Raw genomic sequence first — 19,288 nt, forward strand, 5'->3', positions numbered from 1 at the left:
ACCTGGCTCCGTCAGTTGCCACCGCCGATGCAGGTGGCGACGTTTTCGGGTGTGCAGACGTCCAGGCCGGTATAGCTGGGATCCTTGGGCGGGGCCTTGCCGTCCTTGATGTCCTTGAGGAAATACATCGCCTTATAGCCCATCTCGAAGGGACGCTGGCCGACATTGCCGGAAGCCAGGCCTTCCTTGAGAAGGTCGATCTGCACGGGCAGCGTATCGGCAACCACCAGGGCAAGGGCGCCGGAGGCGATCTTGCTCTTATATTTGGTCGCCACCTGCCGATAGGCGTCGGGCAGGAATTCGGGGAAGCCGCCCGTCGGGATGAACGCATCGAGATCGGGATATTTGCCGAGCGTGTCTTCGAGCTGCTGCACCGATTTCGGGAAATCGTCATCGGTATAGAGCGGGCACCCGTCGACTTCGGTCCAGCCGTTCTGGCCGGTCAGGCGATCGCCCGGCGACTGGGCGCTCGGCTTGCCGGCAAGAGTATCGCGAATTCCCTGCATGCGTTCATTGTGGTTGGCGGCTGCCGCACCGCCGGACTGGATGCAGATCTTGCCGCCCTTCGGCTTGATCTTCATGGCAATCTTGGCGAGATTCACGCCGATCTCGTAATTGTGCGTACCGACATAGGCGACACGCTCGCCCTTGGCGTCGGGAAGCAAGTCGGAGTCCCAGGTCAGCACCGGAATCTTGGCCCCGGCCGCGCCCTGCAGCGCAGCGGCGATCGCCGGTGCATTGGCCACCGAGACGGCGATGCCGTCGACGCCCTTGGTGATGAGGTCCTGCACCATCTGCGCCTGTTCGTCGCCGCCGCCATGTTCGCCCGGGCCGACATAGAGGCATTCGATGGCGCCGTTGAGTTCCTTCTCCGCCTTCTTGCAGCCGGCCTGCGCCTGGTCGAAGAAGGGATTGTTGGTGTTCTTGGGGACGAGCGCGAAGGTCAGCTTGTCGGCGGCATGGGCGCCACCGGCCGTCGCGGCAAGACCAACGGCAAGGGCCGCCGAGGTCAGCAGATATTTGAGCATTGTCTCCTCCGGATGTTGTGCCCTCCGGGACGTGTCCGCGACACGCCCTTGGGGCGTTCACACGATGCCGGTTCGACCGGTCATTCGCGTCTCTTGCCGCGGATCCGCTCGAGCAGGACCGCAAGAACCAGGAAGCTGCCGACGAAAACGCCCTGCCAGTTGGAATCGACGCCGGCCATGAGCAGGGAATTGCGGATCACTTCGAGCAAAGCCGAGCCGATCAGCGCACCGAAGGCACCGCCCTCCCCGCCCATGAGATTGGCGCCGCCGATCACCGTGGAGGCGATGGCGCGCAGTTCATAACCCGTGCCCAGGGAGTTGATGGCCGAACCGGCCCAGCCGACGCTCAGAATCGCGGCGATGGCACCGCTGACGCCGGAAACGACATAGGCCTGCAGCTTGATGCGCTTGACCGGGACGCCTGTAAGGTTGGCGGCCTGTTCATTGCCGCCTATGGCGATCAGATGCCGGCCCCATGTCGTCATGCGCATGACCACGAAGAGCGCGAAAGTGAGTACGAGCAGCACCCAGACGGGATTGGCGATACCGAAAATCGCGCCGGCGCCGATGGCCTTGAAGGTCGGGCCGCCGGGACCGAAATTGTAGAGCATCTTGTTGCCGGACAGGACGACGGCGACCGAGCGGGCGGCCGAGAGCATGCCGAGCGTCACCACGAAGGGGGACAGGCCGACATAGGCGATGAGCCCGCCATTCACGGCACCGGCTATGCCGCCGGCGACGAGGCCGGCCAGCACGGCCGCATACCAGGGATTACCCGCCTCCAGCGTCAATCCGCAGACGACTGCGACCAGGCCCATGATCGAGCCGACGGACAAATCGATACCGCCGGTGACGATCACGGCGGTGGCACCGAGCGCCATGATGCCGATAAAGGCGAAGTTGCGGGTGATGTTGTAGAAATTGTCCTCGGTGGCGAAGCGCGGCTCGCGGATCGACATCACGATGCAGATGACGAGCAGTGCGACCGTCACCCAGAAGGCCTGGCTGGAGACGAGCGACTGCCACAATGATTTTTCCTTCGTCGTCAGGACCGACTCGATGGAAACATTGGCGGACACAGGCGCATTGGCCTGCTTGGAATGGTTGGAAGCATCCGTCATCGCAACCTCACGCTGCCTGGATTGCGCCGGTGATGAGACCCGTAACCTCTTCGGGCGAGGTTGCGGCTATGGGCTTGTCCGCCACTTTATGGCCGCGCCGCATGACGACGACGCGGTCGCAGACTTCGAAGACGTCGGGCATGCGATGGGAAATCAGCACCACCGAAATGCCGGCGTCGCGCAGGCGATGGATCAGCCCCAGGACCTCGGCAACCTGCCGCACGCTGATGGCGGCGGTGGGTTCGTCCATCAACACGATCTTGGCCTGCGACAGGCGCGTGCGTGCAATGGCCACCGCCTGGCGCTGCCCTCCCGACATCTGTCGGACCAGGTCGCGGGGGCGGGTTTCCGATTTGAGCTCGGCGAAGAGCTCACCGGCCTTCTTGATCATCGCCCCGTGATCGAGCCAGCGCAAAGGACCGACGCCCTTCTTGATCTCGCGGCCGAGGAATACGTTGGCGGCGGCCGAGAGGTTGTTGCACAGGGCAAGGTCCTGATAGACGACCTCGATCCCCTTGGCCCGGGCCTCCACCGGCTTGTGGAAATGCACCACCTCGTCGTCGAGCTTGATTTCACCGGAAGTGGGAGGGAAGTTGCCGGCGATCAGTTTGACCAAGGTGGATTTGCCGGCGCCGTTGTCGCCCATCAAGCCGACGATCTCGGCCCTGCCAATCGTCAATTCGACGTCTGTCAATGCCTTGATGGCGCCGAAGCTCTTTGAGACTGACTTCAGCTGCAGCAATGTCATGCCTCGCTCCCTCTTTCTTTTCTTGTTGCTCTATTCATGACGCATCAGCCGGCAGATGCCACCGGAAAAAAGGCGGCCGCCCGCGCTGGAAGAGCATCGACTTCATTGGGATCGAAAGATCCGTCGCCCGGCGATCCTGCTGCAAGCAAGGATGCTTTCGTGACGCCTGGCACGCATTGCGAATTTCCCCGTCCTGCCGCTGGTGCTTGCTTCTTTTTTGCAATTTCTATTTCATTTTCATTGTGATTGCAACAATTATTGCAAAGCCGGCGCGGCCGTCAAGGGCTATTGAAATGATAATTGACTAAAATTATTTTTATCAATAATCATTGCAAAAAATCGCACCGGTAGGTGCAGGGAGAGGAAGTCATGACAGCCAGGCAATCTCGGATGGAGGCCTATCCCAGGGCCGATCGTCGACTGAGGCTTGGCTTCGTCGGCGGCGGGCGCGGTGGCCAGGTCGGCGCTTGGCACGCCGCCGGCGCTCGTCTCTCCAACCGGTGGGACATCGTCGCAGGAGCGCTCTCGGCCGATCCGGCCACGGCCCGGGCATCGGGCCGGGACTGGTTCCTGGCCGACGACCGCATCTACGACGATTATCGCATCATGGCGCGGCACGAAGCCGCCCGCCCTGATGGCATCGATGCAGTTTCGATCTGTACGCCCAACCACACCCACTACGAGATCGCCCGTGCCTTCCTCGAGGCGGGCGTCAACGTCATCTGCGACAAGCCCCTGACGACGAGCCTGGACGAAGCCAAGGCCCTGATGACCCTCGAGAGGGATACGGGATTGGTCTTCGGCGTGACTTATGCCTTCGCGTTTCACGCCATGGTACGGCAGGCGCGGCACATGATCCTCGCAGGCCGGATCGGGCGGGTCCGCCAGGTCCATGTCGAGTATTTCCAGGAATGGTCCTGCCTGGAAGAAAAGCCGGCTGGCGGAGAGCTGCCCTGGCGCCAGGATCCGGCAAGGGTCGGCAAGGCGTCGGCGATCAGCGACATCGGTACGCACGCCTTTCATCTGGCGAGCTATGTCACGGCCGAACCGATCGTCGAGCTGAGAGCAGATCTGCATGTCTGCGGCCCCGCGCGCGGCCTGGAGGACACAGCCTTCATCAATATCCGCCTTGCCGGCGGCGCCCCCGGCACGCTCCTGGTCACGCAGGTCGCGCCCGGCAATTATTGCGCCCTGCGCTTGCGGGTCTATGGCGAGCGCGGCGGCATCGAATGGGACCAGGAAAAGCCCGAATATCTTCGGGTCAGTTATCTCGGGCAACCGGACGAGGTGATCGTCCGCGGCAAGAAAGGCGTGATGCTGCCTGGCGTCGGGAAAATGTCCACGCTGCCGAGCGGGCATGGCGAGGCGCTCAGCAATGCCTGGGCCAATCTCTACACCGAATTCGCCGTGGCGATCGAAGCGAGAGCCGCCAGGCGTTCCCTGCCGGCGGGCATGCTCGAATTTCCTACAGTGCAGGATGGCGCGCGCGGCGTGAACTTCATTCAGGCCGCGGTGGAATCCCATGAAAAGGGCGGTGTCTGGACGCCGTGCTGGCTGACCTAGCGCCCTGCTATCGAAAATCGGGAGGAAGAAATGAGCGTCAAATTGGGGATCGTCGGCGTTGGCGTGATGGGCGCCGATCATGCCCGCACGATCGCATCGCAGGTGGCCGGCGCCAGCATTCGCAGCATCTACGATGCCAATGCCGAGCGCGCCAGGCAGATTGCCGACGAGGTCGGCGCTACCGATGTTGCCGGCGACCCTCTCCGTCTCATTGGCGATCCTCAGGTCGATGCCGTGCTGATCGCCTCGCCGGACAGCACCCACAAGGAGCTGTCCCTTGCCTGCATCATGGCCCGCAAGCCGGTGCTGTGCGAAAAGCCTCTGGCCTCGACCTCGCAGGAATGCCTCGAACTGATCGATGCCGAGATAGCGGCAGGCGTGCGTCTGGTCCAGGTGGGCTATATGCGCCGGTTCGATCCCGCCTATGTCGCGATGAAGGAGCAACTCCTGGCGGGCAGGCTCGGCAAGCCTCTGCTGTTTCATTGCATCCATCGCAATGTCGCCGCGCCACCCTGGTTCGATGGCGGCATGGCCCTTGCCAATTCGGCCGTGCACGAATTCGACATCATACGCTGGATGCTTGCCGGCGACCTGACCGCCATTTCGGTGTTCCGGCCCGGCGAAGTTTCCACCCAAACGCCCGGCGCGCCCGTCTTTCTGGTGCTGGACGGGCCGGGTGGCACCCTGGCGACCATCGAGGTCTTCAACGATGCCGTCTATGGCTACGACGTCAGGGGCGAACTCGTGTGCGAGAAGGGCACGATCGAGCTGCAGCGGCCGGTGCATGCGCTCGTCAACCACGCCTTGTCGCAGGGGGCGAGCTATCCGCTGGACTGGCGCCCGCGCTTCCAGGATGCCTATCGCCTGCAGGCGCAGGGGTGGATCGACGGCATCAGGGACGGCAAGCCCACCGGTGCGAGTGCCTGGGACGGATATGCCGCCACCCTCGTGGCCGAGGCGGGACTGCGGTCGCTCGGATCCGGGCGTCGGGAAGAGATATCCACTACGCCCATGCCCGGCCTCTATGGCTGATACCAACTTGCATAGAGCCTCGCTCACCACCTCTGTCATTGCGAGCGAAGCGAAGCAATCCAAGGGCCGTAGACTTTGTGCCTTCAAGTCCCTGGATTGCTTCGCTTCGCTCGCAATGAGGGGTCAGCCTTTATGTGCCCTGGCATGAGACCTTTGCAGGCACGCGATCAATAGGCCGATTTCACCGCCGGGGATGCCGTGGCCGGTTTGCCGTTGAGCTCGCGAAAGCGGGAGACGCTGGCCTGCGCGGCAGCGGCGAGCAGCCTGGAATCGCCCGACACCGTGGTCATGTCGAAGCCCCAGGCGATGGCGCGCGTGGCATAGTCGGGCGTGCCGCAATGCAGGGCGGCGATCTTGCCCGATTTCTTGCATGCCGCGACGATCGCCTGCAGCGCCTCGATCATCTCCGGCTCCTCGCGGTCGAAACCCGGCGCCAGGCGCCCCTGGTGCAGGCTGAAGGTGAGATCGGCCGGCCCGACATAGATACCGTCCAGTCCGGGCGTGGCGGCGATCGCCTCAAGATTGGCCATGGCCTGGGCGGTTTCGACCATGGCGAAACCGAGGATCTCGTCATTGGCTTCGGCCGCATAGTTGGCGCCGGCCGAGAAGTTGGCCCGCGTCGGGCCGAAGCTGCGCTGGCCGTGCGGTGGATAGCGGATATAGCTGACGAACTCGGCCGCCTGTTCGGCCGTGTTCACCATCGGGCAGATGATGCCATAGGCGCCGGCGTCCAGCGCCTTCATGATGATGCCGGGTTCGAGCCAGGGCACGCGCGCCATCGGCACGACACCCGATGCGCGCATGGCCTGCAGCATCGGCAGCAGCATGGAATAGTCGAGAGCCCCGTGCTGCACGTCCACCGTAAGGCTGTCATAGCCTTGCGCCGCCATGATTTCCGCAGTGAACGGGTTGCCGATCGAGAGCCATCCGTTGATGGTGGGCCGCCCTTCGGCCCAGCTCTGCTTCAGCTTGTTCCTGATCAACGGCGCCTCCTCAAAATACGATCTGGGCCAGCTTGGTATCGAGATAATCGGCAATGCCCTCGGTGCCCCCCTCGCGGCCCATGCCCGAATACCGGGTGCCGCCAAAAGGGGCCTCGGCGGCGGCCAGGGCGAAGCTGTTGATACCGACCATGCCCGCCTTCAGCTCGGCGACGGTCCGCCTGGCGCGCGCAGGGCTGCGCGTGAAGGCATAGGCGGACAATCCCATGTCGCTGGCATTGGCCCGCGCAATAACCTCGTCATCGGTGGCAAACGAGGCTATGGCGGCGATCGGCCCGAAATTCTCCTCGGCGAACACGCGCATGCCGTCCTCGACCTCGGTAAGCACCGTCGGCTCGAAGAAAAAGCCGGCGTTGAAGGAAGGAGGCGCGCGCCCGCCGCAAACCAGCCTGGCGCCGGCCTTCTCGGCCTCGGCGACGATGGCCTCGATCTCGCCACGACGCCTTGCATTGATGAGCGGCCCCATCTGCGTCTCGCCGTCGAGACCGTCGCCGAGCCTGAGGGCACTCGCCCTGGCCACGAAGCCCCGCACAAAGGCATCATGCAGGCTTTCATGGACGAAGAAGCGATCGGGAGTCACGCAGACCTGGCCAGCATTGGCGTATTTGGTCGGCACCGAGGTGTTGAGGGCCAGTTCGAGGTCGGCATCCTCATAGATGATCAGGGGTGCGTTGCCGCCGAGCTCCATCGAGACCTTCTTCACCGTTTCGGCGGCATCCCTGATCATCTGCTGCCCGACGCGCGTCGAGCCCGTCAGCGAGACCTTGCGCACCGCCGAGGAGGCCATGATCGGACCATAGGTCGTGGCGGTCGGGCCGACGACGAGGCTCACCACGCCGGCGGGGATACCCGCCGCCCGGGTGCAGTCGACCATGAGCATGGCCGTCCCCGGCGTCTGGCTGGAAGGCCTGACGATGATCGAACAGCCAGCGGCAAGTGCCGGTGCGGCCTTGCGCGCGACCAGGGCCGCCGGGAAGTTCCAGGCCGTGAAGGCGGCAGCGATGCCGACAGGCTCGTGCAGAACCTCGAAGCGTCCACCAGGGACCCGACTCTCGATGATGCGGCCATAGATGCGGCGCGCCTCTTCGGCGTACCAGCGGAACTGGTCGGTGGCGAGGCCCCATTCACGCTCGGCCTGCCCAAGGGGCTTTCCGGTTTCGCTCGAGATCATGCGAACGGCATCGTCCTTGCGGCGGCGCATCTCATCGGCGATCCGATGCAGGGCATCTGCGCGCTCGAATGCCGTCTTCGATCGCCACAGCGCAAAACCCTTGGCGGCGCTGTCCAGGGCCTCTTCCGTATCGGCGAGGGTCGCCAGCGGGACTTCACCCAGCGCGCGCTCGTGCACGGGGCTGATGACTGGAGAGCTGCCCTTGTCGGAGGCCTGGCGCCATTGGCCGTCGATGAAAAGGCCGAAATCCTGATACATGCTCACCCGACCTCGCCGGCGTTTACCGGCCGTCCTTCGCGGATCGACCGGCCGGCCGCTTCGGCCAGGACCAGGGCCGCACGGCCATCGGCAAAGCCGACCTCCGGCGTCGTGCCGTTTTCGACCGCGTCGACGAAGGCGCCGATCTCGGCGTTGAAGGCCTCCGCATAGCGTTCGATGAAGAAATTGAGGTAAGGCGCCCCGCGGGATGTGAACTCCGCGGCAAAACGCACGCAGTCATGCGTCCTGCGGTTTTCCGAGATGGCCATGCCCCTGTTGCCGAACACCTCGACGCGTTGGTCGTAGCCATAGGCAGCCTGCCTGGAATTCAAGATCACGCACTGCTTCCCCGACGGCGTGGTCAGAACCACCGAGACGGTATCCCAGTCCTCGCAGCGGGCCATCAGAGCCGGATTGACCAGCCGGCTTCCGACCGCGCTCACCGTTTGCGGTTCCTCGCCCAGCAGGAAGCGGGCCATGTCGAAATCGTGGATCGTCATGTCGCGGAAAATACCGCCCGACACCTCCATATAGGCGGCCGGCGCCATTCCCGGGTCGCGGGAGGTGATGACGATCTGGTGTACGTCACCGATATCGCCATTCGCGATGGCAGCCTTGGTCGCCCTGTGCGTGGGGTCGAAACGCCTGACGAAGCCGAGCATGATGGGCAGGGACGTCTTGCCGATCGTGCTGGCACAGCGATCGACCCTTTCCAGGCTCAGGTCGATCGGCTTCTCGCACAACACCGGCTTGCCGGCCGCCACGGCCTTTTCGATATAGTCGGCATGCGTGCTGGTGGAACTGGCGATGAGCACGGCGTCGACTTCCCTGGAGGCGAAGACCTCCTCATCGGTCGCGAAGACGGGCGTCGCCTCTCGGGCTCCGACCTCGGCGGCAGCTTCTCTCGAAACGTCGAAGACACCGGCGAGCCGGGTCCGGGGATGAGCCCCGATGTTGGCAGCATGCATCCGTCCGATACGCCCGCATCCCAATACGGCAATCCTGAGCACGGAAATCCTCCCTGATTTTTTGCAATGATCATTGCAAAAAATACAGATTGTCAACAAGCAATGCGGATTATTTTTGCGGCACGCCCGTGTCGGCGGCGATATCAAGGGAGGCAGGGCAGATATCGCAGGCCTGCGGCCTCGATGAGATCCGGCATCCCGCCTGTCCGGCAAAATGCGGCAGGCCCTTCCCTGCCGCTCAGCGCTGCTCTTTCCGGCGGGAAGCAAACACCTTTTCCAGCACGGGAATGGCTGACATGGCGCGAGGCCAGCCAGCGTAGAAACCGAGATGCGCAGGTATCTCGGCGGTTTCCGCCTGTGTCAGGCCATTGTCCATGGCGCGATTGGCGTGGAAGGGAAGCTGTTCGGGTTGCCCGATGGCGATGAGCGCGGCAATGGTGACGAGGCTGCGATCGCGCGGCGATAGATCGGGCCGCCGCCACAGATCGCCGAACAGGACGCGGTTGGTCAACTCAGCCAAGATTGGAGACGTCGGTCCCACCGCGCTGTTCACCGTGCCGACACGAGCCGCTTCCGCCGCTGCATCGAGCTCAATCCGTGCGGCGTGGCTGTTGGCGACAGCGCCGATCCCGCGCGCGTCGAAAACCTTCTTTGCCTCGCCGACGGCCGATATCGCATTCGGCCAGCCGGAATAGAAGGCGAGCTGGGTGATGAGTTCGCCGATCTCCTCCGGCTTCACGCCATTGTCCAGCGCGCGAGCGACATGGCTGCCGATCTGCGCCGCCTTCCCAGTCGAAACCAGGGCCGCGACCGTAATCAGGCTACGATCACGCGGGGGCAGTTCGCCACGTTTCCAGACCTCGCCGAACAACACGTCGTCCGTGAAATGACCAAGGCCTGGGGCGACCTCGTAAACGGCTGCAGGTGCAACACGCTCACGACGAGGTTCCTGGGCCTCGGCACCGGTCGCGGCCAGCGTTGAAATTGCGATGGATGCGGCGATCTTCTTCATGGAAGGACCTCGTTGTTATCCAATGCGGAGTACCGGCTACGCCGACCTCGACGCCCGCCCTGGCGGGTGGAGCGCGGTCTTGTTCCCAAGGCCGCTCGCAGCGCCCGTGATGACGACGACCGTTCTCCGCTCGATTGTGCAGGGTGCCCCTCAAAGACCCGTCGTCTTGAGAAGCTGCTCGGGATAGCGCTCGCCTTCGATCCGGATTGCGGCTGCGGCAGCCTGGATTTCGGAAAGGTCTGCCGCCGTCAGATCGACATCGACAGCACCGAGATTCTCTTCGAGACGATTGAGCTTGGTGGTACCGGGGATCGGCACGATCCAGGGCCTTTGTGCCAGCAGCCACGAAAGCGCAACCTGCGCGGGCGTGGCGTTCTTGTCGGCTGCGATCCGTTTCAGAAGATCCACCAAAGCTTGGTTCTTTGCCATCGCATCGGGCGTGAAGCGCGGCAAAATACTGCGAAAATCGCCATCAGCGAGCTTGGTGTCCTTATCCATCGCTCCCGTCAGGAAGCCCTTGCCGAGCGGGCTATAGGGCACGAGGCCAATCCCCAACTCCTGGCAGATCTCCAGGATGCCGTTCGTTTCGACGCCCCGCGTCCAGAGGGAATATTCGTTCTGCAAGGCGCTCACAGGCTGAACCGCATGGGCGCGACGAGCCGTCTGCGCACCCGGTTCCGACAGTCCGAAGTGCTTCACCTTGCCGGCTGCGATCAGTTCCTTCACCGCGCCCGCCACGTCTTCGATCGGCACGCCCGGATCGACCCGATGCTGGTAGAAGAGGTCGATCTGTTCGACGCCAAGTCGCTTGAGGGATGCATCGGCGACCGCCTTGATGTGGTCGGGCCTGCTGTTCAGCCCCGACTGCTTGCCATCGACGATGTTGAAGCCGAACTTCGTGGCGATCACGACCTGGTCGCGAACCGCACGCAGCGCTTCGCCGACCATTTCCTCGTTTGTGAATGGTCCGTAAACCTCCGCCGTGTCGAAGAAGGTGACGCCGCGATCCACCGCCTGGCGGATCAAGGTGATGCCCTCCTGCTTGCCGAGCTTGTGGGCGTAGCCGAAATCCAACCCCATGCAGCCATAGCCGAGAGCCGAAACCTCAAGGCCGCTTTTGCCAAGCATCCGCTTTTGCATGTCTTTTCTCCTTTTCGAAAGGGAACGCGCCATTGGCCCGCGCTCGGCCGCCGCGATGGCAAGAGCCCGCTCGGCGCCAGCAGGTGGAAGCACGTTCCCGTTTCTCCAAGAATAGGACTGGTGCATTGCCTCCGTTAGATGCAAAATTGTGCATAGGTCTATATCGGATTTTCATGAATGCATCGCAGCGAATACGGCGATCTTGCCGCTTTCCTGACCGTCGCCGAGGAAGGCAGTTTCACTCGCGCGGCTGCACAATTGGGCACGTCCCAGTCTGCGCTGAGCCATACCGTTCGGCGCTTGGAGGAACGGCTGGGGCTGCGCCTCCTCAGTCGAACCACCCGGAATATTTCGATGACCGAGGCCGGGGCCAAGCTATATGCCGCATTGGCTCCCGCCTTCGACGATATTCGCGGCAGCTTGGCCGCCTTGGACGAATTGCGTGAGAAGCCGGCCGGCACGATCCGCATCACCTCGAGTCGAAGTGCCTCCGATGCCATCCTGATGCCTGCGGCGCGCAAGCTGATGGCGGATTACCCCGACCTCAACATCGAGATTTCAATCGACCAAAGGCTGACGGACATTGTCGGGGACGGTTTCGATGCCGGCATCCGCCTGGGCGAGCAGGTCGAGAAGGACATGATTGCCGTGCGGATCTCGCCGGACTTGCGGATGGCGGTCGTGGGGTCGCCGGGTTATTTTGAGGTGCACCCCAAACCCAAAACACCCCATGACCTGACCGGCCACAACTGCATCAACCTGCGCTTGCCCACCAAAGGCGGGCTCTATGCCTGGGAATTCGAAAAGAATGGCAGGCCGCTCAATGTCAGGGTGGAGGGGCAATTCACCTGTAACGACGTTCTGTTGATCATCAACGCAGCATCGAATGGGCTTGGGCTTGCCTGCCTGCCGGATGACATGGTGAAAGACCCCATCTGTGCCGGACAGCTTATCCGGGTCCTCGAAGACTGGTGTCCTCCCTTTCCCGGCTATCACCTTTATTATCCGAGCCGGCGGCAACACTCGGCTGCTTTTACCCTTTTTATCGAAGCGCTACGCTGGCGAGGCCCGAGAGACTTTCCCCTGGCAGCAGAAACACGGGCCTAGACGGCGGAGGTCGAGCGGTCTGAGCAGCGGCAACGAAGCGGGCACGCCATCACCGGCACCCAAACTCGACCCAAGTACCTGTTTACGCATTCTCCTGCCGGCCATCGATGTCGACGGACGGAGACTGATCAGGAACGTTCGACAAAACATCGGCGTCGAAGACGGAGATGGAAGCGGATCTCCTGCTTGAAGACGTCGCGGAAATCCGCAAAGCAGCGGAATCCGAACAGTTTCACCAAGCGGCTGACGGCCGAGGTCGGGATGCCGCAAGCCTTTGCCATGTCGCGCGCCGACCCCAAGGCGACCTGAAGGCGATTGTCGAGGGCATAGTCCATGGCCGTTTGCGCCCAGGGTTTCAACCCGACGCGCATCTCCGCAAACCGCTGGCACAGTTCGGCAAGGTCTCTTGGATGCTCAGATCGTTCCATGTCCTGCCCCGCGAATTGGCTATTTGCTTGCGATCGAGGGAAGCGCAGCGACATCGATCCCGCTCAGACGCGGCCCCGCAGGGAGCTCTCGAGCTCGACGAGTTCCTGCCCCCCGGCCATCAGGTTCTGCAATTCGTCGTGGCTGACCTCGCCGCGAAGGGCGGTACCCAAGGTCTTGCCGTGATTGAGCACCGTAAAGCGGTCGCCGATTGCCAGGGCATGGCGGACATTATGGGTGATGAACACCACGCCCACCCCCTTGGACCGCACCCTGTCGATGGTCGCCAGGACGTTCGCGGTCTGCCTTACGCCCAATGCGGAGGTGGGCTCGTCCAGGATCAGGACACGGGCACCGAAATAGACCGCCCTGGCGATTGCAACCGATTGCCGTTCGCCTCCCGAGAGCGTTCCGACCGCCTGCCCCGGCTCGCGCAGACGAATGCCCATCCGCGTCATTTCCTCCATGGTGACGCGATTGGCCGTCTCGAAATCATAGAAGCGAAACGGGCCGAACCTCTTCCTGGGTTCCCGGCCCAGGAAGAAATTGCGGGTCACGGACATCAGGGGGATCATCGCCAGGTCCTGGAAGACGGTCGCAATACCCCCATCGATGGCATCGCGGGCACCGGCGAATGCGACGGACTTGCCATCGAGCAGCAGCTCACCCCTTGTCGGCCGATGCACGCCGGACATCGTCTTGATCAGTGTCGACTTGCCCGCGCCGTTGTCGCCGAGCAGGCAGTGCACCTCCCCCTCGTTGATGGCGATGCTGACACCGGCCAGCGCGATCACCATGCCGAAATGCTTCTCGATGTTCTTCAGTTCGAGGATCGTCTTCGCCATGGTCAGCGCTCCCCGGTGATGATGCGGCGGATATAGGTGTTGAGGACGACAGCCACCAACAGGATGAGCCCCAGGAAAACCCGGAACAGAGAGCTTTCGACGCCAGCAAAGAAGAGCCCCTGCTGGACGACGCCGAAGATGACGGCGCCCAGGGCCGCACCGGCCACGGTGCCATAGCCCCCCGTCAGCAGCGTGCCGCCGATCACCGCCGCGATGATGGCCTCGAACTCCTTGAGAAGCCCGCGATCGGCAGCCGCGGACCCGAATTCGAGGACCTGGCAGGTCGCCAGCACCGTGGCGCAGAAGGCCGTGAGCATGAACATGCAGACTTTCACGCGCCCGACGGGCACACCGACATTGCGCGCGGCGTTGGCATCGCCGCCGGCGGCAAAGATCCAGCTGCCGAACACGGTGCGGGTGAGAACGACATGGGCGACGATCGCCAGGCCAAGCGCCCAGACCATCAGCATGGGAATGCCGTCGACGATCGGCTGGCCGGCCTTGGGGCCCGCCTTGAAGGTGCCGATCACCCCCTGCTCGGCCAGCCAGGCGAACAGGCCCTGCAAGATCTTGCCTCCGAAGACCGGCGCCAGCCAATCTCCGGCAGATGCGGCCTTGAGCCCGCCGATGATGGTCGAGCCATTGGTCAGGATCGGGATGTAGGTCGTCAGGCCGCGCAGGATGAAAAGTGCCGCCAAGGTGACGATGAAGGAGGGCAACCCGGTGCGCAGGATCAGGAAGCCGTTGAGCGCCCCGATCGCCAGCGACACCGCGAAAGCCGAGAGAATTGCCAGCCACATCGGAAAACCGAACGAGGTCGACAGCAAGGCGATCACGATGCCGGAAAAGCCGATCATCGAGCCGACCGAAAGATCGAACTCGCCCGCAATCATCAGCAGGCAGGCGCCGACGGCGATGATCATGAACTGAGCCGAGACCGTGCCCCAATTCATCACCCCTTCCAGGGAGAACATGCCGGAGGCAGGCGCGAGCATCAGAAAGAACACGAACACGGCGATCGTGCCGCAGATCGCCCCGAGTTCGGGTCTGATCAAGGCTTTGCGAAATGGCGAGACACGACGCAGTCGGGCGTCGGCCATGAGCGGCGCCGCCCCTTTGGGGTCGTTCATTCCTTCCTCCCTGATCCATCAGCCGGACAAGCCGTCTGAACCTTCGAAAGTACAGCCTTGTAATTCATGCCGGTCGTAGCGGCGGTTGGCTGTAATCAGTCGAGTTTGCTTTGGAGCTGTACGAAACGTCAGCCCGAAACAACTTCCGGGATCCTCGCATCCCACGATGGATGCGGGGCTCGCGGCAGTCTGCTCGACAGGATCTTCCTGTCCGAGCATGGGATCATAGTAGGCAGGGGCACCTTTCCAGGCGACAACAATTATGATCATATTTGATCAAGGTCATCGAACAGCAGGGCCACCGACCATGCCGGGAGCGCGGATGAAAAAAGCGACGTTGGCGGACATTGCGCGCGAGGCGGGGGTCGGAACCGCGACGGTCGAGCGCGTCCTGAACTCACGCGGCAATGTCACGCCCGCCACCATCGAGAAAGTCGTGCAGGCCATGCGCCAGCTCGGCAGCACGCGGGCCTTGCCGCAGAAATACAGCGGCGTCCTGCGTGTCGAGGTCCTGATGGTGCGTCGTGAGACGCCCTTCTTCACCCGGCTGAACGAGGCCTTCATCCGCATCTCGGAATCGCTCGATCCGAGCATCCTGCTCCACCGCACCTTCGTGGACGAAAACGCCCCTGCCAGCGTGGCCCAGCGGATTGCGGAGCCCGGCTTTCGCCGGGTTGGGCTGATCATCGTCGCTCCCGACCATCCGGAGGTTCGGGCCAGGCTCGCCCAGGAGCGCGAAAAGGGCGTCGCCATCGTCCAGATCGTGTCCCGGATCGACGGGTCCCACGATGCCTTCGTCGGCATCGACAATTATGCGGCGGGCCGGACGGCCGCCATGTTGATGGCGAGAATGCTGAGAGGCGCGTCCGGGCATCTGGCTGCACTTTGCCACAGCGGCGTCTACGAAGTGCACCGGGAGCGCATCCGCGGTTTCTCGGACTACCTTGCCGAGCATGCGGGAGATGGCCTGCTGTTCTCGCAGACGCTGTTCGGGCTCGACCAGGACCAGCGATCGGCCGAGGTTCTCGATACGGCGCTGAAGCGCGATCCTGGGATCATCGGCCTCTACAATGCGGGCGGCGCCAATGCCGGCGTGGCCTCCGTCCTGGAACGGCGCAAATCCGGCCAACCCCTGATGTGGGTCGGCCATGAGCTGACGGATGAATCCCGGCTTTGGCTGCGATCGGGCTTGATGGATATCGTCCTGGATCAGGCCCCGGAGACGCAGGCCCGGCGCGCCATCGATACGGTCCTGAGGAAGATCGGCTTCATCTCGGTCGAGGTCAGCTCCGAACCCGTGCGCTTCTATACGATCACTGCCGAGAACCTTTAGCGCCAGGCGTGGAGCGAGGTCGAAATCAAACGGGGGCATCACGCGCCCCCGCTCTTTGCGCGATGATTTGTCAGCGATGGCTTGTCAGCGATACTTGCCGGCCAGCGCCAGGACCTGGTCGATATTGGCCTTGGTGATCAGGCCGGGGCCCGAGGCGACGTCGTTCGCCTGCAGCACGCCATAGCGCGCATAGTTGGTCAGCACGGTGACCGCATCATAGCCCTGCAGGAAGGGCTGCTGGTCGATGGCGACCTTGACCGTGCCATCCTTCATGGCCGCGACGATGTCCTTGCTGAGATCGAAGCTTGCGAAGAAATACTTGTCGCCGGCGCCCTGGTCCTTCACCCATTTGATCATCGGATCGGCACTGGTCGGCCCGAGTGTCAGGATGGCCTGGGTGTCGGGATGCGCCTTGAGGAAAGCCGCCGAACGATTGACGACATCGTTGGGATCGGTGCCGGAATCGATCTCCTGGTCGCCCAGCGGCACACCGAGCCCGTCTGCGAAGCCCTTGCAGCGCTGGTGCGAGACCGGGTGCTGGTAGAAATGGTTCACGCATAGGAAGCTCTTGACCTGCGCGGCCTTGGCCTGCTCGCCGGCAGCCTTGCCCGCGTCATGTTCGGCCTGGCCGATATAGCGCAGCGCACCGATCTTCTTGGCGATCTCGGCCGAGCCGGAATTCACGATCACCACGGGAATGCCGGCCGCAACGGCATTGGAAAGCGGATCGTTGACGATATTCTCGTCGGGAACCGTGGCGATGATGGCCGTCGGCTTCGATGCCGCCGCCTGATCGATCAGGCGCCCCATTTCGGAGAGATCACCGCCAGTCGGATTGCGAAATTCGATCTTCACGCCGAGCTGATCCGCGGCCAGCTGGGCCGAGTTCCGGATGACGTTGAAGAACGAATCCGATTCCGACCAGTGGCCGACGAACACGATCCGTTCCGCGGCAAAACCGGATGCGGTCGACATCAACAGCGCGCAAGCGCCGAGAGTGGCCTTGAGCCATGCCTTCATTGAACCCTCCCTTGGATCAGCCGGCTCGCCTTGTGTTCCGTGTGGAGCCGCGCTCTGTTGTTCAGTTTAGAGGGGCTCCAAGGCTGCTCAACGCATGATTTGATCAAATTTGATCTTGCCCGGATGACTGCCGGAGGTTCCGACGGCGGGCAAGGGACGGCGCCATTGAAAAGGGCCGGTCACGCAAGGTGCCGGCCCATTATCGTTCGATCGAATGACGCAAGGCGCTGCCGACCCTACAGGCACACCCTCACATCGGTGCCATCCGTCTCGGCCCGGTATGTCTTGAGATTGACGCAGGGCGGCATGCGTAACGCCTCGCCGGTTCGATAGTCGAAGGCGCCCGAATGCTTCGGACATTCGATCTCGTAGTCCATGACCAGGCCATCGGCCAGATGAATGGCCTCATGGGTGCAGAGCCCGTCGGTGCAGAAGACCTCGTCGCTCGGCGAGCGATAGATCGCGTAGGTCCTGCCGCCATGGTCGAAGCGAATGACACCCTCGGTTTCGATGTCGGCCAGCTTGCAGGCGGTGATCCAGTCGGCCATCTCTATGCTCCCGCCCGGTCGGTTTCATCGGATTTCTTGGCCTCGGCCTTCGCATTGAGGCGGGCCTTCTTCTTTTCGTAGCGGACCTGCATCTGCTTCTCCCCCTCCTTGCTGCCGTCGTGGAACGTGCCGAACCACTTGTCGAAGGGGATCAGCCCGTCGCCATAGTTCACCTCGAAATATTTGTGGTGGAGGTAGTGGATATAGGCGTGGCTATCGACGGCGGTGTCCTCGCCCAGTTCCACCTTGTCGAAGCCGACATGGCCGGGAATGGCACCAAATCCGGCAAAATGCAGCTGGTAGAGCGCCATGATCGGGTTGGATGGAATGATCAGGTGCCAGAACATGGTGCCGAGATAGAAGAACTGCTCGACGGGATGCATCGAGAGGGACGACCACGGCGAGGGATTCACCGAATTGTGGTGGACGGAGTGCACCCATTTGTAGAGCGGTCCCCAATGGATCGCCCGATGCAGCAGGAAGAAATGGGTCTCGTGAATGATCGGCACCAGGAGCGCGAGCACGAACAGATAGACCGGGTTCTGCGCGAAGGCGAGCCACGGCACCCAGCCATTGGCGAAGGCCATGAGCACGAACACCTCGATGCCCGTCCAGATCGGCAGCCCGGTTCCGAAGGTGCGCAGCATGTTGTCGACATTCTGGCGCTCGAAGAAGAAGGCTTTCGAACGCTGCTCGGCCGGAAATTTCCCGTTATATTTGAAGCGGTTGCCCTGCGAACGCAGAATATAGAGCTTCAGTTCGAAGGCGCCGAAGAACAGGAAGACGGCGATGGCGTTGGCGGCGAAGAGCTTCAACACCCAGCCCCAGGCCAAGGCCTTCATCACTTCGGGCTCCGGCAGGACAAAATACCACCAGGCAACGGCCGAGAGCGCGAACAGGACGTTGTAGGGAAGAAAATAGTGCGGAAGCCACTTCAGGAACTTCAGCGGCTGCGGCGGGAATGTGAAGACGGGCGCCGTTGAGGCCGGCTCGTTCGGAGCCCAGTCGCCGCGCTTGTTGCGCGCGCCATAGGAAAGGTCGTCCATGACGGCCTCCTTTCAGAGCTTGTTGGAAAGGGTCAGGAAACGTTCGAAGGCGTCGTCGTCCATGTCGACCTGGTGCACGGCCTGCGGATAGGCGCCATTCTCGACATCAGCTGCGAAGGCCTGGAACGCGGTCACGCGCTTTTGCTGCAGTTCCGCCTCGAGGACAGCGAAATCGGCATATTTCTTGGCGTGACGGGGGTAATGCCCTCTATTCGTCCCCAGCACATCGGATGAAAACAGATATTGCGTGTCGCAGGCCGATCCGCATCCCATGCCCATCGTGATCATCGGGGTCGAGCGCGTGATGAAGTCGGCGAGGCGCACGGGGACCACTTCGACCTCGATGAAAGCCGCTCCTGCATTCTCGATATCCTTGACGGCGCGCATCACCTGGACCGCCTCTTCGGCCTTCTTTCCGATGGCGCGAAAATTCGTCCAGGTCGCTCGATTTGGCACGAGGCCGACATGGCCGGTGACCGGGATGCCTTCGCGCGCCATGGCTTCGATGAAAAACGGAGAATGCGAACAATAGATGGAATCGGCGCCGCGGCGAAGGATCTCGAAGCCGAGCCGAATGGCTTCCTGGGGCGACGAGACAGAGCCATGCGGCATCCCTGCCGACAGGAAGGCTCCGGGCGCGGCCTTGCGCAGGGCTTCGAGCTGATGATCGGGCTCGCAGGAGAGGATCACGATGCCAGCGGCCTGCGCGGCGGCAGCCTCGGCCGGGGTATCGACATGCAGCTGGAGCCACTTTCGCAAGCCTTTCTGGCTCCGCAGATCATAAACCGACG

Annotated in this window: 18 protein-coding genes and 1 pseudogene; 4 read left to right on the plus strand and 15 right to left on the minus strand. The window is 62.8% G+C overall.

Translation table 11 applies throughout. The features are described from left to right. Positions 1 to 11 precede the first annotated feature (11 nt). The 3 genes from ACIGJE_RS31210 to ACIGJE_RS31220 form a co-directional block, all read right to left on the minus strand. On the minus strand, positions 12 to 1,028 hold the full coding sequence (locus ACIGJE_RS31210) for a sugar-binding protein (RefSeq protein ID WP_367624735.1): 1,017 nt from the start codon (positions 1,026 to 1,028) through the stop codon (positions 12 to 14). 80 nt (positions 1,029 to 1,108) lie between these two features. Next, positions 1,109 to 2,149 carry an ABC transporter permease gene (locus ACIGJE_RS31215; RefSeq protein ID WP_311936926.1) on the minus strand — a complete coding sequence of 347 codons (1,041 nt, stop codon included), beginning with the start codon at positions 2,147 to 2,149 and terminating at the stop codon, positions 1,109 to 1,111. 7 nt (positions 2,150 to 2,156) lie between these two features. Next, complete coding sequence (locus ACIGJE_RS31220) at positions 2,157 to 2,897, minus strand: ATP-binding cassette domain-containing protein (protein ID WP_311936928.1); 741 nt, start codon at positions 2,895 to 2,897, stop codon at positions 2,157 to 2,159. Between the two features lie 369 nt (positions 2,898 to 3,266). On the opposite strand from ACIGJE_RS31220, the gene ACIGJE_RS31225 reads away from it, so the two are divergent. Both ACIGJE_RS31225 and ACIGJE_RS31230 read left to right on the plus strand, forming a co-directional pair. Further along, on the plus strand, positions 3,267 to 4,460 hold the full coding sequence (locus ACIGJE_RS31225) for a Gfo/Idh/MocA family protein (protein ID WP_415080996.1): 1,194 nt from the start codon (positions 3,267 to 3,269) through the stop codon (positions 4,458 to 4,460). 30 nt (positions 4,461 to 4,490) lie between these two features. Then, a complete protein-coding gene (locus ACIGJE_RS31230) occupies positions 4,491 to 5,492 on the plus strand; it encodes a Gfo/Idh/MocA family protein (protein ID WP_415080994.1) in 1,002 nt (333 codons plus the stop codon). A 167-nt stretch (positions 5,493 to 5,659) separates the two neighbouring features. On the opposite strand, the gene ACIGJE_RS31235 is transcribed toward ACIGJE_RS31230, so the two are convergent. From ACIGJE_RS31235 to ACIGJE_RS31255, 5 genes and pseudogenes are all read right to left on the minus strand, one after another. Beyond that, on the minus strand, positions 5,660 to 6,475 hold the full coding sequence (locus ACIGJE_RS31235; protein ID WP_415080992.1) for an HpcH/HpaI aldolase family protein: 816 nt from the start codon (positions 6,473 to 6,475) through the stop codon (positions 5,660 to 5,662). A 10-nt stretch (positions 6,476 to 6,485) separates the two neighbouring features. Continuing rightward, complete coding sequence (locus tag ACIGJE_RS31240; RefSeq protein ID WP_415081150.1) at positions 6,486 to 7,922, minus strand: NAD-dependent succinate-semialdehyde dehydrogenase; 1,437 nt, start codon at positions 7,920 to 7,922, stop codon at positions 6,486 to 6,488. A gap of 2 nt (positions 7,923 to 7,924) precedes the next feature. Next, on the minus strand, positions 7,925 to 8,932 hold the full coding sequence (gene iolG, locus ACIGJE_RS31245; protein WP_415080990.1) for an inositol 2-dehydrogenase: 1,008 nt from the start codon (positions 8,930 to 8,932) through the stop codon (positions 7,925 to 7,927). A 211-nt stretch (positions 8,933 to 9,143) separates the two neighbouring features. Then, positions 9,144 to 9,902: pseudogene (locus ACIGJE_RS31250) on the minus strand (carboxymuconolactone decarboxylase family protein); the annotation flags it as partial. A 150-nt stretch (positions 9,903 to 10,052) separates the two neighbouring features. After that, complete coding sequence (locus ACIGJE_RS31255; protein ID WP_367624742.1) at positions 10,053 to 11,042, minus strand: aldo/keto reductase; 990 nt, start codon at positions 11,040 to 11,042, stop codon at positions 10,053 to 10,055. A gap of 177 nt (positions 11,043 to 11,219) precedes the next feature. Here ACIGJE_RS31255 and ACIGJE_RS31260 point away from each other — a divergent pair, with 177 nt between their 5' ends. After that, positions 11,220 to 12,149, plus strand: a complete 930-nt coding sequence (locus ACIGJE_RS31260) for a LysR family transcriptional regulator (RefSeq protein WP_415080987.1) — start codon at positions 11,220 to 11,222, stop codon at positions 12,147 to 12,149. Positions 12,150 to 12,277: 128 nt separating this feature from the next. On the opposite strand, the gene ACIGJE_RS31265 is transcribed toward ACIGJE_RS31260, so the two are convergent. The 3 genes from ACIGJE_RS31265 to ACIGJE_RS31275 are packed head-to-tail and all read right to left on the minus strand — an operon-like array spanning position 12,278 to position 14,520. Beyond that, positions 12,278 to 12,631 carry a hypothetical protein gene (locus ACIGJE_RS31265; RefSeq protein ID WP_483680557.1) on the minus strand — a complete coding sequence of 118 codons (354 nt, stop codon included), beginning with the start codon at positions 12,629 to 12,631 and terminating at the stop codon, positions 12,278 to 12,280. 9 nt (positions 12,632 to 12,640) lie between these two features. Further along, positions 12,641 to 13,420 carry an ATP-binding cassette domain-containing protein gene (locus ACIGJE_RS31270; RefSeq protein WP_311936948.1) on the minus strand — a complete coding sequence of 260 codons (780 nt, stop codon included), beginning with the start codon at positions 13,418 to 13,420 and terminating at the stop codon, positions 12,641 to 12,643. Between the two features lie 2 nt (positions 13,421 to 13,422). Continuing rightward, complete coding sequence (locus ACIGJE_RS31275) at positions 13,423 to 14,520, minus strand: ABC transporter permease (protein WP_376717679.1); 1,098 nt, start codon at positions 14,518 to 14,520, stop codon at positions 13,423 to 13,425. A gap of 352 nt (positions 14,521 to 14,872) precedes the next feature. Between ACIGJE_RS31275 and ACIGJE_RS31280 the strand changes: the two genes are divergently transcribed. Then, positions 14,873 to 15,883, plus strand: coding sequence for a LacI family DNA-binding transcriptional regulator (locus ACIGJE_RS31280; RefSeq protein WP_483680559.1), 1,011 nt, complete (start codon positions 14,873 to 14,875; stop codon positions 15,881 to 15,883). A gap of 84 nt (positions 15,884 to 15,967) precedes the next feature. On the opposite strand, the gene ACIGJE_RS31285 is transcribed toward ACIGJE_RS31280, so the two are convergent. The 4 genes from ACIGJE_RS31285 to ACIGJE_RS31300 form a co-directional block, all read right to left on the minus strand. Beyond that, positions 15,968 to 16,903, minus strand: a complete 936-nt coding sequence (locus ACIGJE_RS31285; protein ID WP_483680561.1) for a sugar ABC transporter substrate-binding protein — start codon at positions 16,901 to 16,903, stop codon at positions 15,968 to 15,970. A 236-nt stretch (positions 16,904 to 17,139) separates the two neighbouring features. Continuing rightward, positions 17,140 to 17,451, minus strand: a complete 312-nt coding sequence (locus tag ACIGJE_RS31290) for a MocE family 2Fe-2S type ferredoxin (RefSeq protein WP_415080979.1) — start codon at positions 17,449 to 17,451, stop codon at positions 17,140 to 17,142. Between the two features lie 2 nt (positions 17,452 to 17,453). Beyond that, on the minus strand, positions 17,454 to 18,497 hold the full coding sequence (locus ACIGJE_RS31295; protein ID WP_415080977.1) for a sterol desaturase family protein: 1,044 nt from the start codon (positions 18,495 to 18,497) through the stop codon (positions 17,454 to 17,456). A 12-nt stretch (positions 18,498 to 18,509) separates the two neighbouring features. Then, positions 18,510 to 19,256, minus strand: a complete 747-nt coding sequence (locus ACIGJE_RS31300) for a 3-methyl-2-oxobutanoate hydroxymethyltransferase (protein WP_483680563.1) — start codon at positions 19,254 to 19,256, stop codon at positions 18,510 to 18,512. Positions 19,257 to 19,288: the final 32 nt, after the last annotated feature.

Source organism: Labrys sp. E2SS-1L (assembly GCF_057073705.1).